Genomic DNA, 22,900 nt, shown 5'->3' with positions numbered 1-22,900 from the left:
CTCCGCCTACATCCCCACCCAGACCCGGCCGCCGTCGACTTTCGTGGCGAAGGTCCGCACGCCTTTCTTGCAGGGAGCGGACAGCGCCTGCCCGGTCCGGATGTCGAACCTGCCGAAGTGCAGCGGGCACTGGACGGTGCCATCCTTGACGTAGCCGTCGGACAGGCGCGAACGCATGTGCGTACAGATGTCCGACGTGGCGTGATAGCCGTCGTCAAGACGAAAGAGCGCCAGTTCCAGCCCTCCCGTTTCCACGTGCAGCACTCCGCCGCTTTCCAGGTCGTCCGCGCCGCATACCGGATGCCAGGACAGCGCCTGGTCCGCGTCGGTCTCCACTGCCGCAATACGCGCTTGCATGTTCCACCTTCTCGTCGGTTATCGATGGGCTTTCTTTTTTGCATATGGTAGCATGGTAAAACAGTATGCGTGTTTGTAAGACGCAAGAGAACATCCGTGAAGAGGAGAGCATCGTGTCAGGATTCGCAGACTATCCGGGAGACCAGGTGCGGGCCAAGGTCCGCCATCCCATCATCGACAGCGACGCGCACATCATCGAGTGCGAGTTCGTGCTGAACGACTACGTCAAGGAGATCGGCGGCGCCGAGCTGATGGAGCGGTCGCGCCAGCGCGGCCGCAAGGGGCCGGCGTTTTCCGACAACGCCACCAAGGGGCTGTGGTGGGGCGCGCCGTCGGGCAGGAACACCAGCGACCGCGCCATGGCCATGCTGCCCAAGTACTTCCGCTCGCAGATGGACCGCGCGGGGCTGGACTTCGCCCACATGCTGACGACCAACGGCATAGGCGGCCTGTACATCCCCGACGACGAGCTGCGCCAGGTCCGCTGCCGCGCGCTCAACACCATGTACGCGGACATGTTCAGGGACGTGGGCGACCGCATCCGCCCGGTGGCCGTCATTCCCACCTACACGCCCGAGGAAGCCATACGCGAGCTGGATCACGCGGTGCTCGAGCTGGGACACAAGGCGGTGATGATAGGCACGGAGATCCGCACGCCGCATCCCGACGTTGCCGCGGCCGCGCCGGACCTGGCGGCGCACGCGCAGAAGGTGACGTCCATCGCCATGGACAGCCCGCACGACTACGACCCGTTCTGGCGCCGTTGCGTCGAGCTGGGCGTGGCGCCGCTGTGCCACACCTCGGCCCATGGCGCCCGTACGCGCAACTCGCCCACGAACTACGTTTTCAACCACCTGGGCAGCTTCGCGTCGGGATCCGAGTACTTCTGTCGCTCGCTGTTCCTGGGCGGCGTGACGAACCGCTTTCCGACCTTGAAGTTCGGTTTCCTGGAGTGCGGAGCGGGCTGGGCGCTGACCTTGCTGAACGACATCGTCGAGCATTGGGAGAAGCGCAACGTGCGCTATCTGCAAAGCAGCCTGGACCCGGACAAGCTGGACATCGCGCTGATGGCCGAGTTGTTCGAGAAGTTCGGCGACGCGCGCCACACGGCCGAACGCTTCCTGCAGAACCCGCACCACGGGCTGGCCCGGCCGGGGCGGCCGGCGCTGTTCGATGAATTCGGCGCGGCCGGCATGACCGAGGTGCGCGACCTGCGCCGGCTGTTCTGCGACAACTTCTATTTCGGCTGCGAGGCCGACGACCGGATGCTGTCGGTGGCGTTCAACCGGCGCCTGAATCCGGTGGGCGCCACGCTCAAGGCCATGTTCGGTTCCGACATCGGACACTGGGACGTGATGGACGCGCGCAGCATCCTGTCCGAAGCCTACAACCTGATCCAGGCCGAGCTGATCACGGAAGAGGACTTCAAGGCGCTGACCTTCGACAACTGCGCGGAAATGATGCTGTCGATGAACCCGGCCTATTTCGACGGAACGGTCATCGAGGATGCGGCGCACGCGTTCCTGCGGGACCGCACGCCGGCGGCGGCCTGATCCGCCGGCGCTCCGGACGGGGTCCGGAGCGCGCCGTGTTCAGGCCAGCGCCGCCAGGCGCTCGCGCCAGCGCGGCAGCGCCTCGGGGTTGCGCACGTGCAGCGGCGTTTCCCCCCGCAGCGCGCGCAGGGTGTTCTCCAGCGCGACCCCCGGCATGCGGGCATACAGCTCTTCCGAATGGCCGACGACGTGGCCGGTGCCTATCACCGCGGGATGCCGGCGCAGCGCGTCGTCCGCCGGCAGCGGCTCGGTCTCCCAGGTGTCGATGGCTGCGCCCGACAGCCGGCCCGATTCCAGCGCGGCCAGCAGCGCCGCTTCGTCCACGCAGCCGCCGCGGCCGACGTTGATCAGGCTCGCGCCGGCCTTCATCTTCGCGATCGCGGCCGCGTCGATCAGGTGATGGGTTTCCCGGGTCAGCGTGACCAGGACGACGGTGGTATCGGACTCCGCCAGCAAGGTGTCCAGCGATACCAGTTCGGCGCCGTGGTCCCGGACCACGTCGGCCTGCACGTAGGGGTCGGCGACGAGGATGCGGCAGCCCCAGGGGGCCAGCATCCGGGCAACGGTGCGGCCGATATTGCCGAAGCCCACCAGGCCAACCGTGGAGCCATGCACCATGCTGCCCAGGGGCGCGGGGCGCCAGACGCCGTCGGCCAGCGTGCGCATCTTCGCCAGCAGCCGCTTGCGCAGCGCCGCGATCAGCATGACCGACGCCTCGGCCATGCCGACGAAGTTCTCGGCCGCGGCACCGTGCGCTACCACGATGCCGAGTTCGGTGGCCCGGGCGACGTCTATGTGTTCGGTGCCGATGATGGGGGAGGTGACCACCTTCAGCCGGGGCGATGCCTCCAGCACTTCGGCCGGAATGCGGATGCCGTTGAACATGCCGACGTAGGCGTCGGCTTCGGGACAGAAACGGGCCATGAGTTCCGGGGTCCAGTGCTGCGCCTCCACCGGCAGCCGGCTGACCGCGCAGCCGGCCGATGCCAGCAGGTCGGCCAGGCTTTCGTAAGGCCCCAGGCGGGCCGAGATGACCACGTTGTATGCCATTGCTTTGCTCCTCTCTTCCGGTTGCCAATCGTTTTATACAGATATACCATTATACTAATTATTTGGTAATACCAAATAAGCAAACCCCCGGTAGGAGAGAGACATGAGCAAGAAAGACATTGCTTCGTTGGTGGACGACCGTCCCGAGGACGGCGTCTTCCGCCTGCACCGCAGCGTGTTCAGCGACCCCGAGATCTTCGAGATGGAAATGAAGTACATCTTCGAGCGGAACTGGGTTTTTCTGGGCCTGGACTCGCAAGTCCCCCATCCCCATGACTACATGACGACGACGGTGGGCCGCCATCCGGTCGTCGTCATGCGCGACGGGGAAGGAAACCTGAATGCCTTCATCAACAGCTGTCCGCACAAGGGGGCCAGGCTGTGCCACCTCGCGCAGGGCAATCGCAAGATCCACGTCTGCCAGTACCACAGCTGGTCGTTCGACAGCGCGGGCCGGATACGCGGGCTGAAGTTCAAGGACGACGGCCAGTACAGCCCCGCCTTCGACAACGACAGCCACGATCTGGCGGCGCTGCCGCGCTTCGAGGTCTACCGGGGCTTCATGTTCGGTGCCCTGTCCGCCGACGTCCTGCCGCTGTCCGAATACCTGGGCGAGGCCAGGACCTTCATCGACATCGCCGTCGATACCAGTCCGCAGGGTCTGGAGCTGGTGCCGGGGGTGGTCGGCTTCACCTTCGAAGGCAACTGGAAGCTGCAACTGGAGAACTGCTCGGACCAGTATCACTTCACCTCCACCCACCCGTCCTATCTCAAGGTGCTGGACCGGCGCGCCGAGAAAGGCTGGGAAGGCACCGTGCGCGCCAACGTGCGGGGGCGGGGCGGGCGCAAGGCCATGCAGTTTCCGGCCGACGGGCTCGAGCACATCGCCGGCGGCTCCACATCGTTCGAGCACGGCCACAACCTGAACTGGAACCGGCGCACCGTCAACGACAGCCATCCCCTGTTCGAGCGCGCGGAGGAACTCAAGGAACGGTTCGGCGAAGCCCGGCGGGACTGGATGTTCAACACCCGCAACCTGACGCTGTTTCCCAATGTGCAGGTAGCCGAGAACGCCTCCAGCCAACTGCGCATCATTCGCCCGATCTCGGTCGACAGGACCGAGATGCTGACCTATTGCATAGCGCCGGTCGGCGAAAGCGCCGCGGCGCGGGCCCAGCGCATCCGGCAATACGAGGACTTCTTCAATCCCAGCGGCCTGGCCACGCCCGACGACACCATCAACTATGAAGACTGCCAGGACGGCCACCTGAATCCGGTCTCCCCCTGGCTGCAAGGCCACGCGCGCGGCATGATGCTAGCCGGTCCCGACGGCGATCCGTTCATCGACCGGCTGGGCGTCAAGGCCTTGTCGTCGGTCATCGGCGGCGTGGAACTGGGCGACGAGACCATCTTCCACACCTATTACCGTTCCTGGCGGGCCTTGCTGCAGGCGGGCCAGCGCGCCGACGAGGCCGCCGCACGCAGCCAGCCCGCACCCGCATCCGCCCGCCTCGTGGAGACCGTACGATGAACCAAGCCCTGACGCCTGCCCACGCGGCGGAATACCTGTACCGCGAGGCCCACCTGCTGGACCGGCAGCGCTTCGACGAATGGGTCGACCTGTACACCAGCGACGCGGTCTACTGGATCCCGGCCTGGAAGAGCGAACATCAGCCCACGGAGAACCCCGAGACCGAACTGTCGCTGGTCTACTGCGCGTCGCGCAATGCGCTGGTGGACCGCGTCTGGCGCCTGAGCTCGAACCTTTCGGTCGCCTCGATGCCACTGGCCCGCACGGCCCATGCGGTGTCCAACGTCATCGTCGAGCAGGCCGGCGACGACACGATGGACCTGCGCTCGAGCTGGACCTCGCATGTCTACAATCCCAAGTACAAGTCGCAGCACGTCTACTTCGGATCGTACGAGCACCGGCTGCAGCGCGTGGACGAGGGCTGGAAGATCGCCCGCAAGAAGATCACGCTGATGAACGACTTCATCCCCACGGTCCTGGACCTGTACATGGTGTGAGCGGGAAACGAAGAAGGCCGCCGGGGCGCGAACCCCGGCGGCCTTTTTTCCATTGCGCCGCCGCCGGCCTCAGAACCGGTGCATGATGCCTATGCCCACGAGCTGCGGGTCGGCCCCCACCGGCAGTCCGGACGGCGCGGAACTCATGCTGTTGCCGTTCCAGTCCAGGTTGTAGTTCCTGTCGTTCAGGATCTTCTGGTAGTTGACGTACAGGTTGGTGCGTTTGGACAGGAGGTAGCGGAAGGCCAGCAGGTAGCCGTGGGCGCCCGTGTCGTCGCAGCGCGAGGCCACGTTGCAGCCGCTGATGTTGGCCAGGTGCATGTACTCGGCGATGAAGTGGTAGCGCTTGCCTTGGCCGAAATACTGCGACATGCCCAGGACCAGGCCGCGCTGTCGCAGCTTGTGGGCGCTGGGGTCGGCGGTGGCGCCGACATTGAGCGACGCGCCGCCGTTGGTGATCTGGCTTTGCAGCAGGATCAGGCTGACCTGGCCCGTATCCGAGTAGGAGTAGCGCAGCCTCAGCTTGTGACCTTCGCTCTGGCCCTGGGTGCCGGCAGGCAGCGCCCCGCTGGGCGTGGTCAGTTCGTTGCCGCGATTGCGCGCGTAGTCGTAGCCGTACCCGAAGGGGCCTTTCGTGCCTTGCAGGGTCAGGGCCCAGAGCGAACCGTTGTTCCTGGTGGTCGCGTTGATCGTCTCGCGGTGGGTGCTCGAGGCTCCCACGATGACCTCGAACAGGCCGAACAGGCGGGGAGATATGTATTTGACGGCATCGTTCACGCGGACCACGCCCACCGCCATGCCGCGTCCGATTCCCCCGCTCTGCACGCCGAAGCCGCTGGAAACCCAGTCCGAGCCGGTCTGGTTGATGTAGGGGCTGGTCCAGAACAGGTCTTGCCGGCCGAAGCGCAGCGTGCCCAGCGCGTCGCTCTTCAGGCCGACGTAGGTGGTGCGCGACCCCAGGGTGCCGGTGGACGTGTTCGGCTTGCCGTTGGGGCCGATGTTGCCGCCGTTGTCCATGTTGAAGCCGCCTTCGATGACGAAGTGCGCGCTTAATCCGTTGCCCAGCGATTCCGTGCCCCGGAAGCCCAGCCGCGAACCCGAGTCGTACAGGCGGCGCACGCGGGGAATGTCCGAGGCGGGGCCGGCGGTGGCGCCGGCCGCCTTGTACATGTCCAGGCCCACCGAGGCCTTGCCGTAGATCTGAACTCCGCTGCCACCTCCTGCCTGGGCGTGCGCCTGGCCGATGCATGCCGCGGCAAGGGCGGCCACGGTACAGGACAGATGCAGGCGATTGCCGTTACGGCGACGATCCAGTTTCATCGTTGTCTCCTCCTTTTTGATATTACTGTATGCGTGTTATTGTTTTGCGCATACTGTATGAGCAAAAGAAAGGAGTGTCAACGAAGAAAAACCCGGCATGCCGGGTTTTTGCTGGCGGGCGCGCGAGCAGGCTAGTGTGCCTGGACGTCCTCGTCGCGCAGGCCCATTGCCTGGCGGTACGCGGCCTTGACCTCGTCCGGCTGGCCGGCCTGGAACGGATAGTCGGCCAGGTGCTTGCCGAGTATCGGATGCGCCAGCAGTTGTTCGCGGGTCAGGCCTTCGGTGAACAGGTGGCGTCCGGCGATGGGCAGTTCGACGCATTCGTTGGCGGCCGGATCGCGGATCAGACCGCTGGGATCGCGTCCGTCGGCGACGGCGTCCATGTCCTCGCCGAAGCGCTTGCGCAGCATGGCGATGCCGCGGTCGCTGGAGGCCAGGTTTTCCTTGGTGCGGTCGGCCACGGTGCCTTGTCCGACCCAGGCCACGAAGTCCTGGTTCATGACGTGGCTGGAGATCCAGCGGCCGGTGTCGGGGTCCACCACGGGCCCGTGCCAGGCCGGGATGGGGCCTTGTTCATAGGGTTCCTGTTCCTTGGGCACGCGCGAGAACGCCCAGGCGATGCTGAGCGTGTTCTCGTCGTCGATGGGAATGCGCCACTCGATGTGGTCGCCCAGGCAGAAGGCCTGCGGCCACAGGCAGACACGGCCCACGGTCCACAGCGGATGGCGTTCGCTGGTGTCCTCGCGCAGGCGCTTGTAGATGATGCCGTAGTCGAATTCCTCGAAGTCCACCTTGACGTGCGTGGGGGCGTAGGGGCCGGTCTCGCCTTTCAGGCGGATGCTCCAGTTCGAGTGCATCCATTCGAAGTGCACGGGGTCGATCGAATTCTCCTGGCATTGCAGCCAGTTGCAGGGAATCTCGGAGATGACGATCTGGGCGAAGCCATTCTTCCAGGTGAAGGGTTCCCAGTTGGGAACCAGCGGCGCGGGCTGCGGGCCGAGATAGGCCCACAGCATGCCGGCCTTCTGCTCCACGGGATAGGCGGTGATGCGCAGGCGTTCCTTCATGCGCGCGTGCGGCGCAGCGATGTCCTCGTAGGGTTGCTCGGTACAGCGTCCGTCGCGGTCGAACAGCCAGCCGTGGTAGTTGCAGCGCAGGCCCGACTGTTCGACGAAGCCATAGGACAGGTCCGCGCGCCGATGGGCGCAGCGGCGGTCGATCAGGCCGAAGTTGCCGCCCAGGTCCTTGTACAGGACGAGGTCTTCCCCCAGCAGCCGGATGGGCTTGGTGTCCATCTTGTCGAATTCGCTGGCCGCCGCGATGGGGTGCCAGTAGCGCCTCAGCAATTCTCCCATGGGGGTGCCGGGCCCTACCTGGGTCAATTGGCGGTTCTTCGCTTCGCTAAGCATGTGTCGTCTCCCTCTGCATCCGGCGACCACCATGCGGGGCTGCCTGCAAGTCGTTCATTGTCGGTGAATCAAGTCTGCTATTTAACATACAGTATGCGTGTTAGGGCGTTCGTGTCAAGTTGGAACGGCACGGACAGTCGTGGCGCACGAGCATGTCTGGCGATGTTCCTCGGGAAATCCCTGGTCAGGATTATAGACTTAATCTATATAATGGTATTACAGTTAGTGCAAATGCAGATCACGACCATTCACTCGAAGCCAGGGATCAAGATGAGACAAGACCAAGCGAATGCCGCCCCCCAGGGCGGCGAAGTCATTCCGGCGCAATCGGTAGGCGAGTCCTACCTCGCGCTGCTCAAGCAACGCGGTATCGACTACTTCTACGTCGGCGCGGGCACCGATACGGTATCCATCGTCGAGGCCTACGCCCGCGCGGACCAGTCCGGCATCGCTTTCCCGACGCCCGTGCTGTGTACGCACGAGAACCTGGCCGTGGGCATGGCACACGGCTACTACATGATTTCGCAGAAGCCCCAGGTCGTGATGCTGCACGTCAGCGTGGGCGCGGCCAACGCGGTGTGCGGGATCATGAACGCCTCGCGCAGCCAGGTCCCGATGCTGTTCACGGCCGGGCGCACGCCGCTGTTCCAGGACGGCAAGCGCGGTTCGCGCAACGGCGAAATCCACTGGGCGCAGGAGATGCTCGACCAGGGCGGCATGGTGCGCGAGCTGGTGAAGTGGGACTATGAACTGCGGGACGGCTGCAACATGGAGCAGGTGGTCGACCGCGCCATCGGCATCAGCATGACCGAGCCGCGCGGACCCGTCTATCTGATGCTGCCGCGCGAGATCCTGGCCCAGGAAGTGGACGGCTTCCGGCCGTCCAAGCCCGTGGCCATTCCCGCGCCGCCCCATCCGGATGCCCAGGCCGTGCGCGAACTCGCCCGGCGGATCGCCGCGGCCAGCCATCCGGTCATCGTCACCACCGCCAGCGGCGCGGATCCGGAAACCGTGGGCCTGCTGGTCAAGCTGGCCGAACGATTCGGCGTGGGCGTGGCCGAGGCCAAGGCTCGCCACACCAATTTCCCGTCCAGCCACGCGCTGCACCTGGGACACGATGCGGACGCGGTCTTCGCCCAGGCTGACGCGCTGCTGTTCCTGGAGACCGACGTGCCCTGGATCCCGGGCAAGACGCGGCCGCGCGACGAGGCCTTCGTCGCCCATGCCGGCACCGATCCGCTGTTCAACCGCTATGCGGTGCGCAGCTTCCGCTCCGATCTGACGCTGACGACCAACGCCCGCGCATTGATCGAGGCGCTGCATGCCGCGCTGGAAGAACTGGGCGCGGCCGACGGCGCGGCCGCCCGCCGTGCCGCCCTGGAAGCGTCGGCCGCCGCCACGCGGCAGGCCGCGGCCGGCGTGATGCAGCGCGTGCTGGCCAAGGACGGCCCCATCACCAAGCTGTTCCTGACACACTGCCTGGACGAGGTGCGTCCGCAGGACGCGATCCTCGTCAACGAGTATTCGGCCATCCGGCCGCAGATGTGCTTCGACGAGCCCGGCACCTACTTCGGCAATCCGTCCGCCGCCGGCCTGGGCTGGGGCCTGCCCGCCGCGCTGGGCGCGCAGCAGGCGGCACCCGACAAGACCGTCATCTGCGTGGTGGGCGATGGCGCGTACATCTTCGCCAATCCCGCCGCCTGCCACCACGCGGCGGCGGCGCACAAGCTGCCGGTGTTGACCGTGGTATTCAACAATGCCCGCTGGGAAGCCGTGTATCGATCGACGCTCACGGTCTATCCGGGCACGCATGCCGCCCGCTATGCGGAAGAGCACGAGACCAAGACCGGTCCGCTGTCGTCGCTGGACCCGGTGCCGGACTTCGAGAAGTACGCCGAGGCCTCCGGCGGCTGGTCCGAGCGCGTGACGCGCCGCGAAGACCTGGTCCCCGCGCTCAAGCGCGCGCTGGAGGTGGTCAGGAAGGAAAAGCGCCATGCGCTGCTGAACGTGATCGGCGCCTGACCCCGGGGGCCGGTATCGTGAGCGCCAGCCTCCACGTGCACATCCGCGCCATCCGCTACGAGGCGCGGGGCATTCTTTCGTACGAGCTGCGGCCGCTGCCGCACGAGGGCGGCGCGGAACTGCCGCCCTTCACCGCGGGCGCCCATGTCGACGTCCACCTGCGGGACGGCATGGTGCGCAGCTATTCCCTGCTCAACGACGATGCCGAGCGCGGGCGCTACGTCATCGCCGTGAACAAGGATCCCGCTGGCCGGGGCGGATCGCGCTACATGCACGAAGCCTTGAAGGTCGGCGACAGCCTGGCGATCAGCGCGCCGCGCAACCACTTCGCGCTGGACGAAGGCGCCAGGCATTCGGTCATGATCGCCGGAGGCATAGGCATCACGCCGCTGTGGTCCATGGTCCAGAAGCTCGAACGCCTGGGCCGCTCGTGGGAACTCCACTACAGCGCTCGGACCCGGCAGCACGCGGCGCTGCTGGACCGGTTGGAGCAATTGCCGCCGCAGGCCCGGCGGCGCGTGCACGTCAACTTCGACCAGGAGCCGGGCGCGCGGATGCTGGATCTTGCCGCCATCGTATCCGCGGCGGCGCCGGATGCGCATTTCTATTGCTGCGGTCCCGCCGGCATGCTGCGCGCCTTCGAAGCGGCCACCGCGTGCCGCGATGCGGGCTGCGTCCATCTGGAGCACTTCGGCGCCGACGCCGCGCCGGCACCGGCGCGGGGGGGATTCACGGTCCATCTGGCGAAGGCCGGCCGCGACGTGGCGGTGCCGGCGGGTTCCTCCATCCTCGACGCCTTGCTTGGCGCGGGCGTGGACGTGGGCCATTCGTGCCTGGAAGGCGTGTGCGGCAGTTGCGAGGTGGCGGTGCTGGAGGGCGTGCCGGAGCATCGCGACCTGGTCCTGACCCGGGCGGAGAAGGCCAGCAACCGGAGCATCATGGTCTGCTGCTCCGGCTGCAAGGGCGAGCGCCTGGTCCTGGATCTTTGAACGGGGCGGGAACGCCGCCCCGCCGGCTTCAGGCGCCCGCCAGCCGCTTCTCCACCAGGCCCTGCACCGCCTTGTCGTAGCTGGCCGCGAACTCCGCGAACACCGGGTCCGATTCCATGGTTTTCCACCAGCGCGCGATCCGGCCCGTGCCCGCGGTCGGATCCGCGAGTCCGAACATGGGCGCGGCCACGCGGCGGATCTGGACCATGGGCGGCAGCAGCGCGCAGTCGGCCAGGGACGGCTGGCTGCCGGCGGCATAGGGCGCATCGGCCATGTGGCGTTCGACGTGGGCCAGCCCCGCCGCCAGGCCTTCGAGCGCCGCCGCACGGGCCTTCAGGTCGGCGTCGGCCACGCCCACCTGTCGCATCAGCGTGGTGCTGTGCGCCGCGGCATACAGGTCGTAGACGCGGGCGATGAGACGGGCCCGCGCCTTGTCCCGCGGCGTGCCCGGCAGCCCCGGGCGCTCCGGATGCAGGTCTTCCAGGTAGTCGCAGATGACGCTCGATTCGGGCAGCGACTGGCCGTCGTCCGTTTGCAGCACCGGTATCTTGCCGATCGGGTTGATGGCCTTGAACTCCGGCGAATGCAGGCCGCCGGGGGGCGATTCGCGGGTCAGGTCCAGGCCCTTGAGCCGCGCGAACAGCATGACGCGGGCGGTATAGGGCGAGGGGGGAAAGCCGATGAGTTTCATGAGGGTCTCCTTGGGTGGACGAGTGGCGCAAGGCTTGCACCATTATGTATATAGTAATACAGTATGCGTAATTAAGAATCCAAGTCAAGGCAGGGGACAGCCATGCATATCGAGTCGGTGTCGTGCATCGACGACCTGCGGCGTGCCGCGCTGGCGCGGATCCCGCGATTCGCCTACACCTTTCTGGCCGGCGGCGCCGGCAACGACGCCGGGGTGCGCCGCAACGAGGAAGCGCTGGCGCGCCTGCTGTTCGCCCCGCGCGGCATGGCGACGGGGCGCGTGGACACGAGCGTGCGGCTGTTCGGCCGCGCCTATGCGCAGCCCTTCGGCTTCGCGCCGGTCGGCATGGCCAACCTGGCCTGGGCCGGCTGCGATCTCATGCTGGCCGAGACGGCCCAGCGCGAATCGCTGCCCTATGTGATCAGCACGGCCGCGTCGACCGAATTGGAGGAACTGGCCGGGCGCGCGCCCGACAGTTGCTGGTTCCAGCTCTATATGCTGCGCGACGATGAACTGAACTTCGCGCTGCTGGACCGGGTTGCGGCGGCGGGCATCGAGGTCCTGGTCGTGACCGTGGACACGCCGGTGCGCTCGCGGCGCAACGGTTCCATCCGCGAGCGCTTCGAGCAGCCGTTCCAGCCGCATCCGCGCTTCGTGCTGGACGTGGCGCGGCATCCGCGCTGGGCCTTGCGCACGGCGCGCGCCGGCATGCCCAATCTGATGAATTATTCGCGCTACGTGGAAGGCGGCGACATCCACCGGGTGGCCGCCTTCATGAAGGCGCAGTCGCGCGGCGGCGTGAGTTGGGGCGACATCGCCATGCTGCGCCGGAAGTGGAAGGGCCCGCTGGTGGTCAAGGGCATCCTGGATGCCGGCGATGCTTCGCGCGCGGCCCGGGAGGGCGCCGATGCCGTCTGGGTGTCCAACCACGGCGGCCGGCAGCTCGAATCCGCGCCGGCCACCATCGCGGTGCTGCCGGCGGTGCGGGAGGCGGTGGGGACGCTGCCGGTGCTGTTCGACAGCGGCGTGCGCGGCGGCGAGGACATCGTCAAGGCCGGCGCACTGGGGGCCACGATGGCCTTCTGCGGGCGCGCGCCCATCTTCGGCGCGGCGGCATTCGGCGCCGCCGGCGTGGCCAAGGCGCATGCGGTACTGGCCGACGAGGTACGGACGACGCTGGCGCAGATCGGCTGCCGCCGCTTCGGGGATTTGTCGCCGGCCTTCATCCACCGCGGCGAGCCCGGGCAGGGCGAGCCTGCCGAGGCGGCCCGCGCGGCCTGACGAGCCTCCCACGAGACGTGGATTATTCCGGGCTGATGCCTTCGGCCTTGATGACCTGCTTCCAGCGATCGAATTCGGAACGGGTAAGGCGGCCCAGGTCCTCGGGCGAGCCCAGGGCCACGTTGAAGCCCGTATCGGCCAGCGCGGTGCGCATGGCCGGTGCATCGAAGATGGCCTTCAATTCGCGGTTGAGCCGCGCCACGACAGGCGCCGGCGTGCCCGCCGGCGCGTACAGCCCGACCCAGACCGCCAGCCGGTAGCCGGGATAGCCCAGTTCCTCCAGCGTGGGCACGTCGGCCATCAGCGGCGAGCGCGCGCCGCCCGTCTGCGCGATGGCCTTGAGCTTGCCCGAGGCAACCAGCGGCCGCGCCGCCTCGATGGGCGCGATCATCATGGTCACGCTGCCCTGGACCACGTCCATGAGCGCGGTGTTCAGGCCGCTGGCGGGGATGTGGCGCATCTTCACCCCCACCATGTTCTGCAGCACGGTCGTATACAGGTGGGCGGTGGACGCGATGCCCGGCGAGGCATAGGACGCATCGTCGGGACGGGCCTTGAGCAGGGCCACCAGTTCCTTGAAGTTGCCGGCGGGCGTGTTCGCGCCGGTAACGACGACCTGGGCGCTTTCGGCGATCTGGCCCACGGGTACGAAGCTCTTGACCGGATCGTAGGGGGTGGGGCGGAAAGCGGGCGTGATGACCAGCGTGGTGGGGCCGACCATCAGCGTGTGGCCGTCCGGCGCGGCGCCGGCGGCATAGGCCGTGCCGATGATGCCGCTGGCGCCCGAGCGGTTCTCGACGTAGGTGTTCTGCCCCAGCCGCTGCGACAGTTGTTCGGCCGCGCGGCGGGCAATGGCGTCGGCGCTCGTGCCCGGGCTGTAGGGCACGACGATCTTGATCGCGCGGCGGGGGTAGGGCGACGGGGCGGCCGGGTCGGGCTGCGCCTGGACGCCGGTGCAACAGACGAGCAGCCCGACCGCGAGCGGCAGTCCGGCTGAGAACGGGAACGCGTGAACCATGGCTGTCTCCATATTGGGGTGGGACCGGCTTTCTGTGCGCCGGGCTCTATCTATAATATATAATATATATAAATCTTGAAAAGAGAAAGCATGCTTCGCACGTGACGGCGCCCGCCGCCTTTGATCAAAGGCGGCGGGCCGGGTCCTAAAAAAAGTGGGGGCGTCAGTCCCCGCGCGAGGCGGGATCCGCTTCCTGGGACAGCGTCCTGGCGCGCTGGTAGGCCAGCCGTTCTTGCATGAGCCGGGCCGCCTCCAGGCCGTCGCCGGACTCGATGGCCTCGAGCAGCAGCTTGTGGTGGCGCACGATGCGGACCGCCGAGGCCGAGGTGAGGTTGGGGCGCAGCACCGGTTCGAGCACGAAGCTCAAGGCATGGAACTGGGCCAGCAGGATGCGGCTGTGGGAGGCGCGCACGATGGCTTCGTGAAAACGCATGGCCGCATCGGCGAAGCGGTCGAGTTCATTTTTCAGCGCAGACAGCTCGGCCAGGACGGCGCGCAGATGTTCCAGGTCGGCCTCGTCGCGCCGTTCGGCGGCCAGCCTGGCGGCCATTTCCTCGATCGCCATCTGGGCGTCGAACACTTCGCCCGAGGTGATGCCGATGAGCTTCAGATGGATGGCCAGCGCGTCGGCCAGCCGGTCCGGGTTGCCCTGGGCGACCCAGACGCCGCCGCGTGCGCCCATGCGGATCTCGACGATGCCGAGGCCTTCCAGGGTGCGCAGGGCATCGCGCGCCGCCATGCGGCTGACGCCGAACTGCTCGGACAGCGCGGCTTCGCTGCCCAGGAACTGCCCGGCGACGATTTCCCGGCTCAGGACCGCCGCCCGTATCTGCGCCACGATGCCGCCCGACAGCGTGGCGTTGGGGACGGCTGCCCACGACGGGGGCGAAGAAAGGGACTTGCTGGCCAATCCGGTTCCTTTGAGCGCAAAGCGTGATGGCGGTGGACCGCATTATAGGGTGCCATGCCTTGTCGGATTTAAGTATGATATATAATATAGATAGGCCAAGGAGCCTCGCGCTCTTCCTTTCGATCCTTAGACACTGGCTGATCATGCTGAACCAAGAGAAGAACGAGTTGCTGACCCGCGTGGGACGGGGCACGCCCATGGGGGACCTGCTGCGGCGCTACTGGATGCCGGTCGCGGGCGTCACGGAGTTCGAGCGCCGCGCCACCAAGCCGATGCGTCTGTTCGGCGAAGACCTGGTGCTTTATCGCGACCTGGAGGGCAAGTGGGGGCTGGTCGATCGCCACTGTCCCCACCGCCGGGCGGACCTCGTCTACGGCTTTGTGGAGTCCGAGGGGCTGCGCTGCAACTACCACGGCTGGCGTTTCGGCGCGGACGGCGCCTGCCTGGAGCAGCCCTACGAGGACGTCGCCCATCCCGAGGCCCGGATGAAGGACCGCATCCGGATCACGGCCTATCCCGTACATGAAAAGGCGGGTCTCCTGTGGGCCTACATGGGGCCGGCGCCCGCGCCGCTCCTGCCGGACTGGGAAGCCTTTTCCTGGCCCAACGGCTTTCGCCAGATCGTCATCTCGGAAATCCCCTGCAACTGGTTCCAGTGCCAGGAGAACTCCATCGACCCGGTGCACTTCGAATGGATGCACAACAACTGGAGCCTGCGCCAGCGGGGCGTGCTGCAACCCTATTCGCCCGCGCACAAGGAAGTCGGCTTCGAGGAATTCGAGCACGGTTTCCTGTACCGGCGCGTCCGGGGCAATGGCAGGAAGGAGGATCCGATGTGGGCGGTGGGGCGCGTGTGCCTGTGGCCCAACGCCGTCTTCCTGGGCGACCACTTCGAATGGCGCGTACCCATCGACGACGAGAATACGCTTAGCGTGTGCTGGTCCTACACCCGCGTTCCCCGTGAAAGCGAACCCTACGTGCAGGCGTCCATTCCCACCTGGCACGGTCCCATCCGCGACGAAAACGGCGACTGGATCTCGTCGCACGTGATGAACCAGGACTTCGTGGCATGGGTGGGGCAGGGGCGGATCGCCGACCGCAGCCTGGAGAACCTCAGCGCCAGCGACCGGGGCATCACCATGATCCGCAAGAAATTCTTCGAGGAACTGGACGCCGTGGCGGCGGGCGCCGACCCCAAGGGGGTGCTGCGCGATCCGGAGCGGAACCACAAGGTGGAACTGCCGCTGGCCTTTCGCGAGATCCTGACCGGCGGCATGCCGCTGGCGGAACTGAAGGCCCATCCGATATTCGGCCGGCACCTGCACGACTACGTCTTTCAGGCCGGCCAGCCCGAGCCGGTGGCGCGCGCCTATCGCGAAGCCATGGGTCTGGACGAGGGCGGCGGGCACTGAGCTCTGGTCCAAACGCGGTGGATATGTATAATACTGTATGAGTGTTATAGCGAGGATGGAGGAGACCCACCCATGATCATCGATTGCCATGCCCACGTAAGCGCGCCCACGGAACTGTGGGCCTACAAGGCGAGCCTGCTCGCCAGCCGCGGCAGCCACGGCCGCGGCAAGGTGAAAGTCACGGACGACGAGATCCGGGCCGCCGCCAACAAGGCCGAGACCTGGCCGATGGGGCACCTGGACTACCTGAAGAAACACGGCACCGACCTGCAACTGGTGTCGCCCCGGCCTTTCCAGTTGATGCAGTCCGAGCGCCCGGCGCGGATCATCGACTGGTTCACCGAAGAGTGCAACAACATCATCTACCGGCAGACCCAGCTCTTCCCGGAGACCTTCGCCGGCGTGGCCGGCCTGCCCCAGGTGGCGGGCGAACCGGTCGAACGGGTGCTGCCCGAGCTAGAGCGCTGCATCCGCGAACTGGGCTTCGGCGGCTGCCTGCTGAACCCCGATCCGTTCGAGAACGGTTCGGAAGAAGCGCCGCCGCTGGGCGACCGCTACTGGTATCCGCTGTACGAGAAGCTGTGCGAGCTGGACGTGCCGGCGCACATCCACGGCACGGGCTCGCGCTCCGAGCGGGTGCCGTACTCGCTGCACTTCATCAATGAAGAGACGGTGGCGGTGTTCGGCCTGCTGAACTCCAACGTCTACAAGGACTTCCCCGACCTGAAGGTGGTGGTGAGCCACGGCGGCGGCGCCATCCCCTATCAGCTGGGCCGCTTCCAGGCGCCCTCGCTGCGGCGGCCGGAAGGTGACCGCTTCACGGATCGCATGGAAAAGCTCTACTTCGACACGGTGCTGTATACCGAAGAGGCGCTGCGCCTGCTGATCAAGACGGTGGGCGTGGACCGCTGCCTGTTCGGCACGGAGTGCCCGGGGGTGGGGTCGTCGGTGAATCCGGCCACCGGCCGGTCGATGGACGACGTCAAGCCCATGATCGAGGGCTTCGACTGGCTGAGCGCGTCCGACAAGAAGAAGATCTTCGAGGACAACGCCCGCAAGGTCTTCAAGCTGCGGCAGTAGGAACCAGGACGGGGCCGCTGCCGGCGCGCCCCGCGCCCGAAGGGACGGACATGAGCACGACCGCCATCGCGCCCGCGCTGCGCACCCCCGTATCGCTGCTGACGGGTTTCCTGGGCAGCGGCAAGACCACGCTGCTGGGCCGCCTGATCCGCCATCCGGGCATGGCCGACACCGCGGTCATCATCAACGAGTTCGGCGAAATAGGCCTGGACCATCACCTGGTCGAGGCCGTCAGCGGCGAGGCCGTGCTGCTGGCCAGCGGCTGCGTCTGCTGCACGATACGCGACGACCTGGCCGCCACGCTGCGCGAGCTGCACGACAAGCGCGAACGGGGCGAGATTCCGGCCTTTCGCCGGGTCGTGATCGAAACCACGGGGCTGGCCGATCCCGCGCCCATCATCCATTCGCTGCTCAAGCATGCCGACGTCCGCCAGCTGTACGCGCTGGACAGCGTGATCTCGACCGTCGACGCCGTCAACGGGGAAGCCCAGCTCGATCGCCAGCCCGAATCCGTGAAGCAGGCGGCGGTGGCCGACCGGCTGGTGCTGACCAAGACCGATCTGGCGGACGAGGCCCGGACCGAGGCGCTGCTGCGGCGGCTGGCGCGGCTGAACCCCGAGGCCGACGTGGTACGCGCCGACCGGGGCGAGGTGGATCCGGCGCGCCTGTTCGAGGTGGACGCGCTGCCGCGGCATCGCGCCTCCGAATCCGGCGATGAACCGGAATCGGACGGCTACCTGGCCGACGTCATGCGCCACGTCTGCAGCCCGGACTGCGACCATGCGGGCAGGCCGGGCCGGCACGACGCCGGCATACGCACGCATGCCTTCCGCTTCGCGCAGCCCCTGGACTGGGAGCGCGTCAGCGCCTGGCTGGGCGGGCTGGCCTATTTCCATGGCGATGCGCTGCTGCGGATGAAGGGCCTGCTGAATCTGCGCAACGAAAGCGCGCCGGTCGCGGTGCACGCGGTGCAGCATCTGTTCCACGATCCCGTCACGCTGGCGCGCTGGCCCGACCAGGACCGCGATTCCCGCCTGGTGTTCATCACGCAGGGCCTGGACCGGGAGGTGATCGCCGATGCGCTCGCCCTGGCCATGGCCGAGGACTGACCATGACAATGTATCGAACGCACGCCGTGATCCAAGGAGAAGGAAATGGCTGAGGTAGTGTGCGCGCTGGCGTGCTCGCACGGCCCCCTGCTGGCGACGCCGCCGGATATGTGGGACCTGCGCGCGGGCGCCGACCGCGAGAACAAGCGGCACTGGTTCCGGGGCCGGCAAATGGACTACGCCGCGCTGCTGGCCGAACGGCAGCCGGGCTTTCACGACGAGGCCGGCCTGCCGCAGCGGCAGGTGCGCTACGACGCCTGCCAGCGAGCGCTGGACGAGATGGCGCGGCGCTTCCGCGCGGCGCGGGCGGACGTGGCCATCATCCTGGGCAACGACCAGCGCGAGGTCTTTCGCGAGGACCTGACCGCCGGTTTTACCATTTACGCCGGCGACGAGATTCCCAACACCCCCTTGTCCGAAGAGCAGGTCCGGCGCCTGCCGCCTGGCGTCGCGGTGGCCGAGGAAGGCCACTGCCCGCAGGGGGGCGCGGTCTACCCGGGCGACAAGCGGATCGCCGAGAGCCTGGTGCAGACGCTGGTGGCCGAGTCCTTCGACGTGGCGGTGTCGTACCGGCTGCCCGGCGGCATGGACCGCCAGCACGGCATCCCCCATGCCTTTGGCTTCATCTATCGCCGCATCATGGAGGATGCGCCGCCGCCGTCGGTGCCGGTCTTCACCAATGTGGGCGTGCCGCCTAACCGGCCGCTCACGCAACGCTGCCTGCAGATGGGGCACGCGCTGGCCAAGGGCATCGCGGCGTTGCCGTCCGACCTGCGGGTGGCGATCGTGGCCTCGGGCGGGTTCACCCATTTCGTCGTGGACGAGGAACTGGACCGCCGGATCCTGGACGCCATGCGCCGGGGCGACGAGGCGGCGCTGGCCGCGGTGCCCGAGTCGCATTTCGAGGGCAATACCTGCGAGATCAAGAGCTGGTATCCGCTGGTGGCGGCCATGAACGACCTGGGCCGCAAGATGGAAGTGATCGACTACGTGCCGTGCTACCGGACCGAGGCCGGGACGGGCAGCGGCATGGCCTTCGCGTCGTGGCAGTGACGCGGCGCAAGAACCAAGGGAACGCAAGACATGGATAGCAAGGACATCGTGCGGCGCATGCAGCGCATCGACAGCTGCGCCTTTTCGGATGCGCTGGACAAGCTGGGATTGAAAGGGACGGTGACGGGCCTGCCCAGGCGCGCCGCCAGCCGCCGCATCGCCGGGCGGGTGGTGACGCTCAAGCTGGTCGAGGCCTCGCAGGCGCCCCGGCACGACGGACCGCCCCGGCACCTGGGCACGACCGCGATCGAGTCGGCCGAGCCGGGCGACATCGTCGTCGTCGAGCAGCGCACGGGCGTGGACGCGGGATCGTGGGGCGGCATCCTGTCGCTGGGCGCGAAGCTGCGAGGCCTGGCGGGCGTGATCGCCGACGGCCCGGTGCGCGACGCCGATGAGGCGCACGAGTACGACTTTCCCATCTATGCGCGCGCCACCACCGCGTTCACCGCGCGCGGCCGCGTGGCCGAGGCGGGCACCAACGTGCCGGTGCGGATCGGCGACGTGACCGTCGAGGCCGGCGACTACGCGGTCGCCGACAGCAGCGGCGCGGTGTTCATTCCCGCCGCCCAGGCCGAGGCCGTGCTGCGCGTGGCCGAGGAGATCGCCGCGCGCGAGGCCGCCATGGCCCGGGCGCTGATGGCCGGCCGCCGCATCACCGACGTGATGGGCGCCAACTACGAGAACATGCTGGCCCGCTGAGCGCGGACCGGCAACCAGGAACAACCGGAGACGACATGGACAAGAACGTAGAACGCATCGCCAGGCTGGATACCGCCACGCTGAGCGACGCGCTGGACAGGCTGGGCATCCAGGGCCAGTGCCACGGCATCAAGCCGCGCACCGCCGGCTTCCGCCTGGCGGGGCGCGCCTTCACCATCCTGTACGGCCCCGCTTCCACGCCGCCGGGCACGGTGGGCGATTTCATCGACGACGTGCCCGACGGCCACGTGGTCGTGCTGGACAACGGCGGACGGGTGGACTGCACGGTGTGGGGCGACATCATGACCGAGATCGCCCATCGCCGGAAGCTGGGCGGTACCGTGATCGACGGCATCTGCCGTGACGTGTCGCTGTGCATGGACCTGGGCTACCCGGTGTTCAGTCGCGACCACTGGATGCGCACCGGCAAGGACCGCGTGCAGGTCGAGGCCACCAACGTGCCGGTCAACATCGGCAATGCCCGCGTCGCGCCGGGCGACCTGTTGCGCGGCGACGCCGACGGGCTGATCGTGGTGCCGCAGGTGCACGAGGAAACCGTGCTGGCGGCGGCCGAGGAAATCGCGATGGTGGAGGACCGCATCCGCGAGGCGGTGCGAGGCGGCATGCGCCTGGACGAGGCGCGGCGCGAATTCGGCTACCACACCCTGCAGACGAGGAAGAAATGAGCCAGAGCCGCTTCCCGTTCATGTCGCTGCCCACCGTCACGGTGGACATCGAGCGGCCCAGTCCGGCCCAGCTGGAGCAGGCTTCGGCGCTGCCCAGTTCGACCCTGCACGAAGCGGCCGGCAAGATCGGCGCGCTGCCGTCGGCGATCAAGCCGGTGCATCCCTCGTTCCGCATCTGCGGCGCCGCCGTCACGGTGCAGTCGCCGCCGGCCGACAACCTGTGGCTGCATCGCGCCATCGTCGCCGCCCGGCCGGGCGACGTGCTGGTGGTGCATGTCGGCGGCCACTACGAGGCGGGCTATTGGGGTGAGGTCATGTCGCAGGCGGCCCGCGCCCGGGGGCTGGCGGGGCTGGTCATCGACGGCTGCGTGCGCGACGGCGCCATCCTGGAGCGCTTCGGCTTTCCCGTCTTCGCGCGCGGCCTGTGCATACGGGGCACGGGCAAGGACTTCGATGCGCGCGGCTGGATCAACGCGCCGACGCTGTTCGGCGACGTCACCGTGCAGCCGGGCGACCTGATCGTCGGCGACACCGACGGCGTCGTCGCCATCCCCCGGGCCCGCGTCGACGAGGTCCTGGCCAAGGCCCGCCAGCGCGAGGAGGATGAAGCCAGGATCATCGAACGCCTGGCGGCCGGCGAAAACTCCCTGGACATCTATAACTGGAACCGGTGACCGGCTATAGGAGGAACAGCGTCGCCAGGCCCAGGAAGATGAAGAACCCCATGGTGTCGGTCGCGAAGGTCAGCAGCACCGAGGAGCCGATGGCCGGGTCCTTGCCGAAGCGGCTGCGGGTCAGGGGGACCAGCATGCCTATGCAGGCGCCGACCAGCAGGTTCAGGGCCATGGCGGCCATCATGACGAGGCCGAGCGAGTAGCGGCCCGAGATCGCCCAGGCGAACAAGGCGGCCACCGCGCCGCCGCCCAGTCCCACCACCAATGCGATCTCCAGCTCGCGCCGCACCAGCTTGCCGACGTTGGCCGAGTTGATGCGGCCCACCGCCAGCGCCCGGATGATCAGGGTCATGGTCTGGTTGCCGGAGTTGCCGCCTATGCCCGCGACGATGGACATCAGGAAGGCCAGGATGACGATGTGGCCCACGGTGTCCTCGAAGCGCGAGGCGACGAAGGCGGCGGTCGAGGCGGTGCACAGGTTGACCAGCAGCCAGGGCGCGCGGTTGCGGATGGCCTGCGGAATGGGCGCGAAGATGTCTTCCTCCTGCAGACCGGCCTTGGACAGCGCCTGCTCGTCCGAGGCCTCGCGGATCACGTCCACCACCTCGTTCACGGTCACGCGCCCGATCAGGCGGCCCACGGCGTCCACCACCGGCGCCGACACCAGGTCGTAGCGCTCGAACGCGGCGGCGGCCTCGTCGGCTTCGTCCAGCGGCGCCAGGGTCAGGATCTCGGTTTCCATCACGTCGGCCACCTGCGTCTCGGGGTCGCTGACGATGAGGCGGTTGATGGCCAGGCTGCCCATCAGCTTGTCGTGCCGGTCGACCACGAAGATCTGGTCGGTGTGGTCGGGCAGTTCCTGCAGGCGCCGCAGGTAGCGCAGCACCACTTCCAGCGTGACGTCGTTGCGCACGCGGACCATCTCGAAGTCCATGATGGCCCCGACCGAATCCTCGGGGTAGCTCATGACTTCGGTCAGGCGGGCGCGTTCCTCGTCGGTCAGGCCCTTCTGGACCTCGGCCACCACCTCGGGCGGCAGGTCGGGTGCCAGGTCGGCCAGCTCGTCGGCTTCGAGGTTCTCGGTCGCGGCGACCAGTTCCTCCTGGTCCATGGTCGAGATGAGCGACTCGCGGACCCAGTCGGCCACTTCGAGCAGGATCTCGCCGGCCCGTTCGGGGCGGACCAGTTGCCAGACCGCCTGCCGGTCTTCCTTGGGCAGCGATTCGAGGATGAAGGCGATGTCGGCCGGATGCAGGTCCTCGAGCAGCGCGCCGAGTTCGGCGTCATGCTGGCGATGGACCAGGGCCTCGACCAGCGGGGCGCGGGTATCGCCGGCTTCCTGCCGGTGCACCAGTTCTTCGACCAGGTGCTGGCGTCGCAGCAGTTCCTGGACATGCTCCAGGGCTTCCTGGGCATCTTCGGGCTCGAGCCGGTTGCGCTCGAGCGATTTGAGTTGGGTTGCTTGTTCGACCATCGCGCGGGAAAACACAAGACGGCCCCGCACGGGCCTTGGGTCTGGCGCCTGACGCGGGCGGACTCAGATGGGGCTCGAACGCGGG

21 protein-coding genes are annotated in these 22,900 nt (G+C 67.5%); 13 read left to right on the top strand and 8 right to left on the bottom strand.

Features of this window, described 5'->3' with window-relative positions; genetic code table 11:
- Positions 1-6 precede the first annotated feature (6 nt).
- On the bottom strand, positions 7-357 hold the full coding sequence (locus tag EGT29_RS23200) for a non-heme iron oxygenase ferredoxin subunit (protein WP_124691203.1): 351 nt from the start codon (positions 355-357) through the stop codon (positions 7-9).
- Positions 358-470: 113 nt separating this feature from the next.
- On the opposite strand from EGT29_RS23200, the gene EGT29_RS23195 reads away from it, so the two are divergent.
- Positions 471-1,910 carry an amidohydrolase family protein gene (locus EGT29_RS23195; protein WP_161567924.1) on the top strand — a complete coding sequence of 480 codons (1,440 nt, stop codon included), beginning with the start codon at positions 471-473 and terminating at the stop codon, positions 1,908-1,910.
- A 39-nt stretch (positions 1,911-1,949) separates the two neighbouring features.
- On the opposite strand, the gene EGT29_RS23190 is transcribed toward EGT29_RS23195, so the two are convergent.
- Complete coding sequence (locus tag EGT29_RS23190; RefSeq protein WP_124691201.1) at positions 1,950-2,960, bottom strand: D-isomer specific 2-hydroxyacid dehydrogenase family protein; 1,011 nt, start codon at positions 2,958-2,960, stop codon at positions 1,950-1,952.
- Between the two features lie 103 nt (positions 2,961-3,063).
- Between EGT29_RS23190 and EGT29_RS23185 the strand changes: the two genes are divergently transcribed.
- Together EGT29_RS23185 and EGT29_RS23180 are read left to right on the top strand one after the other, a co-directional pair.
- Entirely contained in the window at positions 3,064-4,491 is a 1,428-nt protein-coding gene (locus EGT29_RS23185; protein WP_124691200.1) for a Rieske 2Fe-2S domain-containing protein, read from the top strand.
- Complete coding sequence (locus tag EGT29_RS23180) at positions 4,488-4,988, top strand: aromatic-ring-hydroxylating dioxygenase subunit beta (RefSeq protein ID WP_124691199.1); 501 nt, start codon at positions 4,488-4,490, stop codon at positions 4,986-4,988. The genes EGT29_RS23185 and EGT29_RS23180 overlap by 4 nt, the downstream gene beginning before the upstream one ends.
- Positions 4,989-5,057: 69 nt before the next feature.
- Here EGT29_RS23180 and EGT29_RS23175 read toward each other — a convergent pair whose 3' ends face one another.
- Together EGT29_RS23175 and EGT29_RS23170 are read right to left on the bottom strand one after the other, a co-directional pair.
- A complete protein-coding gene (locus EGT29_RS23175; RefSeq protein ID WP_124691198.1) occupies positions 5,058-6,308 on the bottom strand; it encodes a porin in 1,251 nt (416 codons plus the stop codon).
- A 131-nt stretch (positions 6,309-6,439) separates the two neighbouring features.
- Positions 6,440-7,717 carry an aromatic ring-hydroxylating dioxygenase subunit alpha gene (locus tag EGT29_RS23170; protein WP_124691197.1) on the bottom strand — a complete coding sequence of 426 codons (1,278 nt, stop codon included), beginning with the start codon at positions 7,715-7,717 and terminating at the stop codon, positions 6,440-6,442.
- Positions 7,718-7,987: 270 nt separating this feature from the next.
- Between EGT29_RS23170 and EGT29_RS23165 the strand changes: the two genes are divergently transcribed.
- Complete coding sequence (locus tag EGT29_RS23165) at positions 7,988-9,739, top strand: thiamine pyrophosphate-requiring protein (protein WP_161567923.1); 1,752 nt, start codon at positions 7,988-7,990, stop codon at positions 9,737-9,739.
- A gap of 14 nt (positions 9,740-9,753) precedes the next feature.
- Positions 9,754-10,728 (top strand): PDR/VanB family oxidoreductase, encoded by a 975-nt coding sequence (locus EGT29_RS23160; protein ID WP_124692487.1) that lies wholly within the window; start codon positions 9,754-9,756, stop codon positions 10,726-10,728.
- A gap of 28 nt (positions 10,729-10,756) precedes the next feature.
- On the opposite strand, the gene EGT29_RS23155 is transcribed toward EGT29_RS23160, so the two are convergent.
- Positions 10,757-11,419, bottom strand: coding sequence for a glutathione S-transferase family protein (locus EGT29_RS23155; protein WP_124691195.1), 663 nt, complete (start codon positions 11,417-11,419; stop codon positions 10,757-10,759).
- A gap of 102 nt (positions 11,420-11,521) precedes the next feature.
- Between EGT29_RS23155 and EGT29_RS23150 the strand changes: the two genes are divergently transcribed.
- The gene (locus EGT29_RS23150; protein ID WP_202865561.1) at positions 11,522-12,700 is read left to right on the top strand and encodes an alpha-hydroxy acid oxidase; all 1,179 of its coding nucleotides are present in this window, start codon (positions 11,522-11,524) and stop codon (positions 12,698-12,700) included.
- Positions 12,701-12,722: 22 nt separating this feature from the next.
- On the opposite strand, the gene EGT29_RS23145 is transcribed toward EGT29_RS23150, so the two are convergent.
- Together EGT29_RS23145 and EGT29_RS23140 are read right to left on the bottom strand one after the other, a co-directional pair.
- Positions 12,723-13,718 carry a tripartite tricarboxylate transporter substrate-binding protein gene (locus EGT29_RS23145; protein ID WP_161567922.1) on the bottom strand — a complete coding sequence of 332 codons (996 nt, stop codon included), beginning with the start codon at positions 13,716-13,718 and terminating at the stop codon, positions 12,723-12,725.
- Between the two features lie 163 nt (positions 13,719-13,881).
- The gene (locus tag EGT29_RS23140) at positions 13,882-14,628 is read right to left on the bottom strand and encodes a FadR/GntR family transcriptional regulator (RefSeq protein WP_124691193.1); all 747 of its coding nucleotides are present in this window, start codon (positions 14,626-14,628) and stop codon (positions 13,882-13,884) included.
- Positions 14,629-14,771: 143 nt separating this feature from the next.
- Between EGT29_RS23140 and EGT29_RS23135 the strand changes: the two genes are divergently transcribed.
- The 7 genes from EGT29_RS23135 (at position 14,772) to EGT29_RS23105 (ending at position 21,341) form a co-directional block, all read left to right on the top strand.
- Positions 14,772-16,040, top strand: a complete 1,269-nt coding sequence (locus EGT29_RS23135) for an aromatic ring-hydroxylating dioxygenase subunit alpha (protein ID WP_124691192.1) — start codon at positions 14,772-14,774, stop codon at positions 16,038-16,040.
- Positions 16,041-16,112: 72 nt separating this feature from the next.
- On the top strand, positions 16,113-17,120 hold the full coding sequence (locus tag EGT29_RS23130) for an amidohydrolase family protein (RefSeq protein ID WP_124691191.1): 1,008 nt from the start codon (positions 16,113-16,115) through the stop codon (positions 17,118-17,120).
- Between the two features lie 50 nt (positions 17,121-17,170).
- Complete coding sequence (locus EGT29_RS23125) at positions 17,171-18,229, top strand: GTP-binding protein (RefSeq protein ID WP_124691190.1); 1,059 nt, start codon at positions 17,171-17,173, stop codon at positions 18,227-18,229.
- Between the two features lie 45 nt (positions 18,230-18,274).
- Positions 18,275-19,282 (top strand): protocatechuate 3,4-dioxygenase, encoded by a 1,008-nt coding sequence (locus EGT29_RS23120; RefSeq protein ID WP_124691189.1) that lies wholly within the window; start codon positions 18,275-18,277, stop codon positions 19,280-19,282.
- A 30-nt stretch (positions 19,283-19,312) separates the two neighbouring features.
- A complete protein-coding gene (locus tag EGT29_RS23115) occupies positions 19,313-19,981 on the top strand; it encodes an RraA family protein (RefSeq protein WP_124691188.1) in 669 nt (222 codons plus the stop codon).
- Positions 19,982-20,016: 35 nt separating this feature from the next.
- Positions 20,017-20,667: an RraA family protein gene (locus EGT29_RS23110; RefSeq protein WP_124691187.1), complete on the top strand. Its 651-nt coding sequence runs from the start codon at positions 20,017-20,019 to the stop codon at positions 20,665-20,667.
- Positions 20,664-21,341 (top strand): 4-carboxy-4-hydroxy-2-oxoadipate aldolase/oxaloacetate decarboxylase, encoded by a 678-nt coding sequence (locus EGT29_RS23105; protein ID WP_124691186.1) that lies wholly within the window; start codon positions 20,664-20,666, stop codon positions 21,339-21,341. Before EGT29_RS23110 ends, EGT29_RS23105 begins: the two co-directional genes overlap by 4 nt.
- 4 nt (positions 21,342-21,345) lie before the next feature.
- Here EGT29_RS23105 and mgtE read toward each other — a convergent pair whose 3' ends face one another.
- Positions 21,346-22,815, bottom strand: a complete 1,470-nt coding sequence (gene mgtE / locus EGT29_RS23100) for a magnesium transporter (protein WP_124691185.1) — start codon at positions 22,813-22,815, stop codon at positions 21,346-21,348.
- Positions 22,816-22,900: the final 85 nt, after the last annotated feature.

This window comes from Pigmentiphaga sp. H8, from assembly GCF_003854895.1.
In the GTDB taxonomy this organism is placed as follows: Bacteria; Pseudomonadota; Gammaproteobacteria; order Burkholderiales; family Burkholderiaceae_B; genus Pigmentiphaga.
This window is presented reverse-complemented; position numbering and strand designations above follow the sequence as displayed.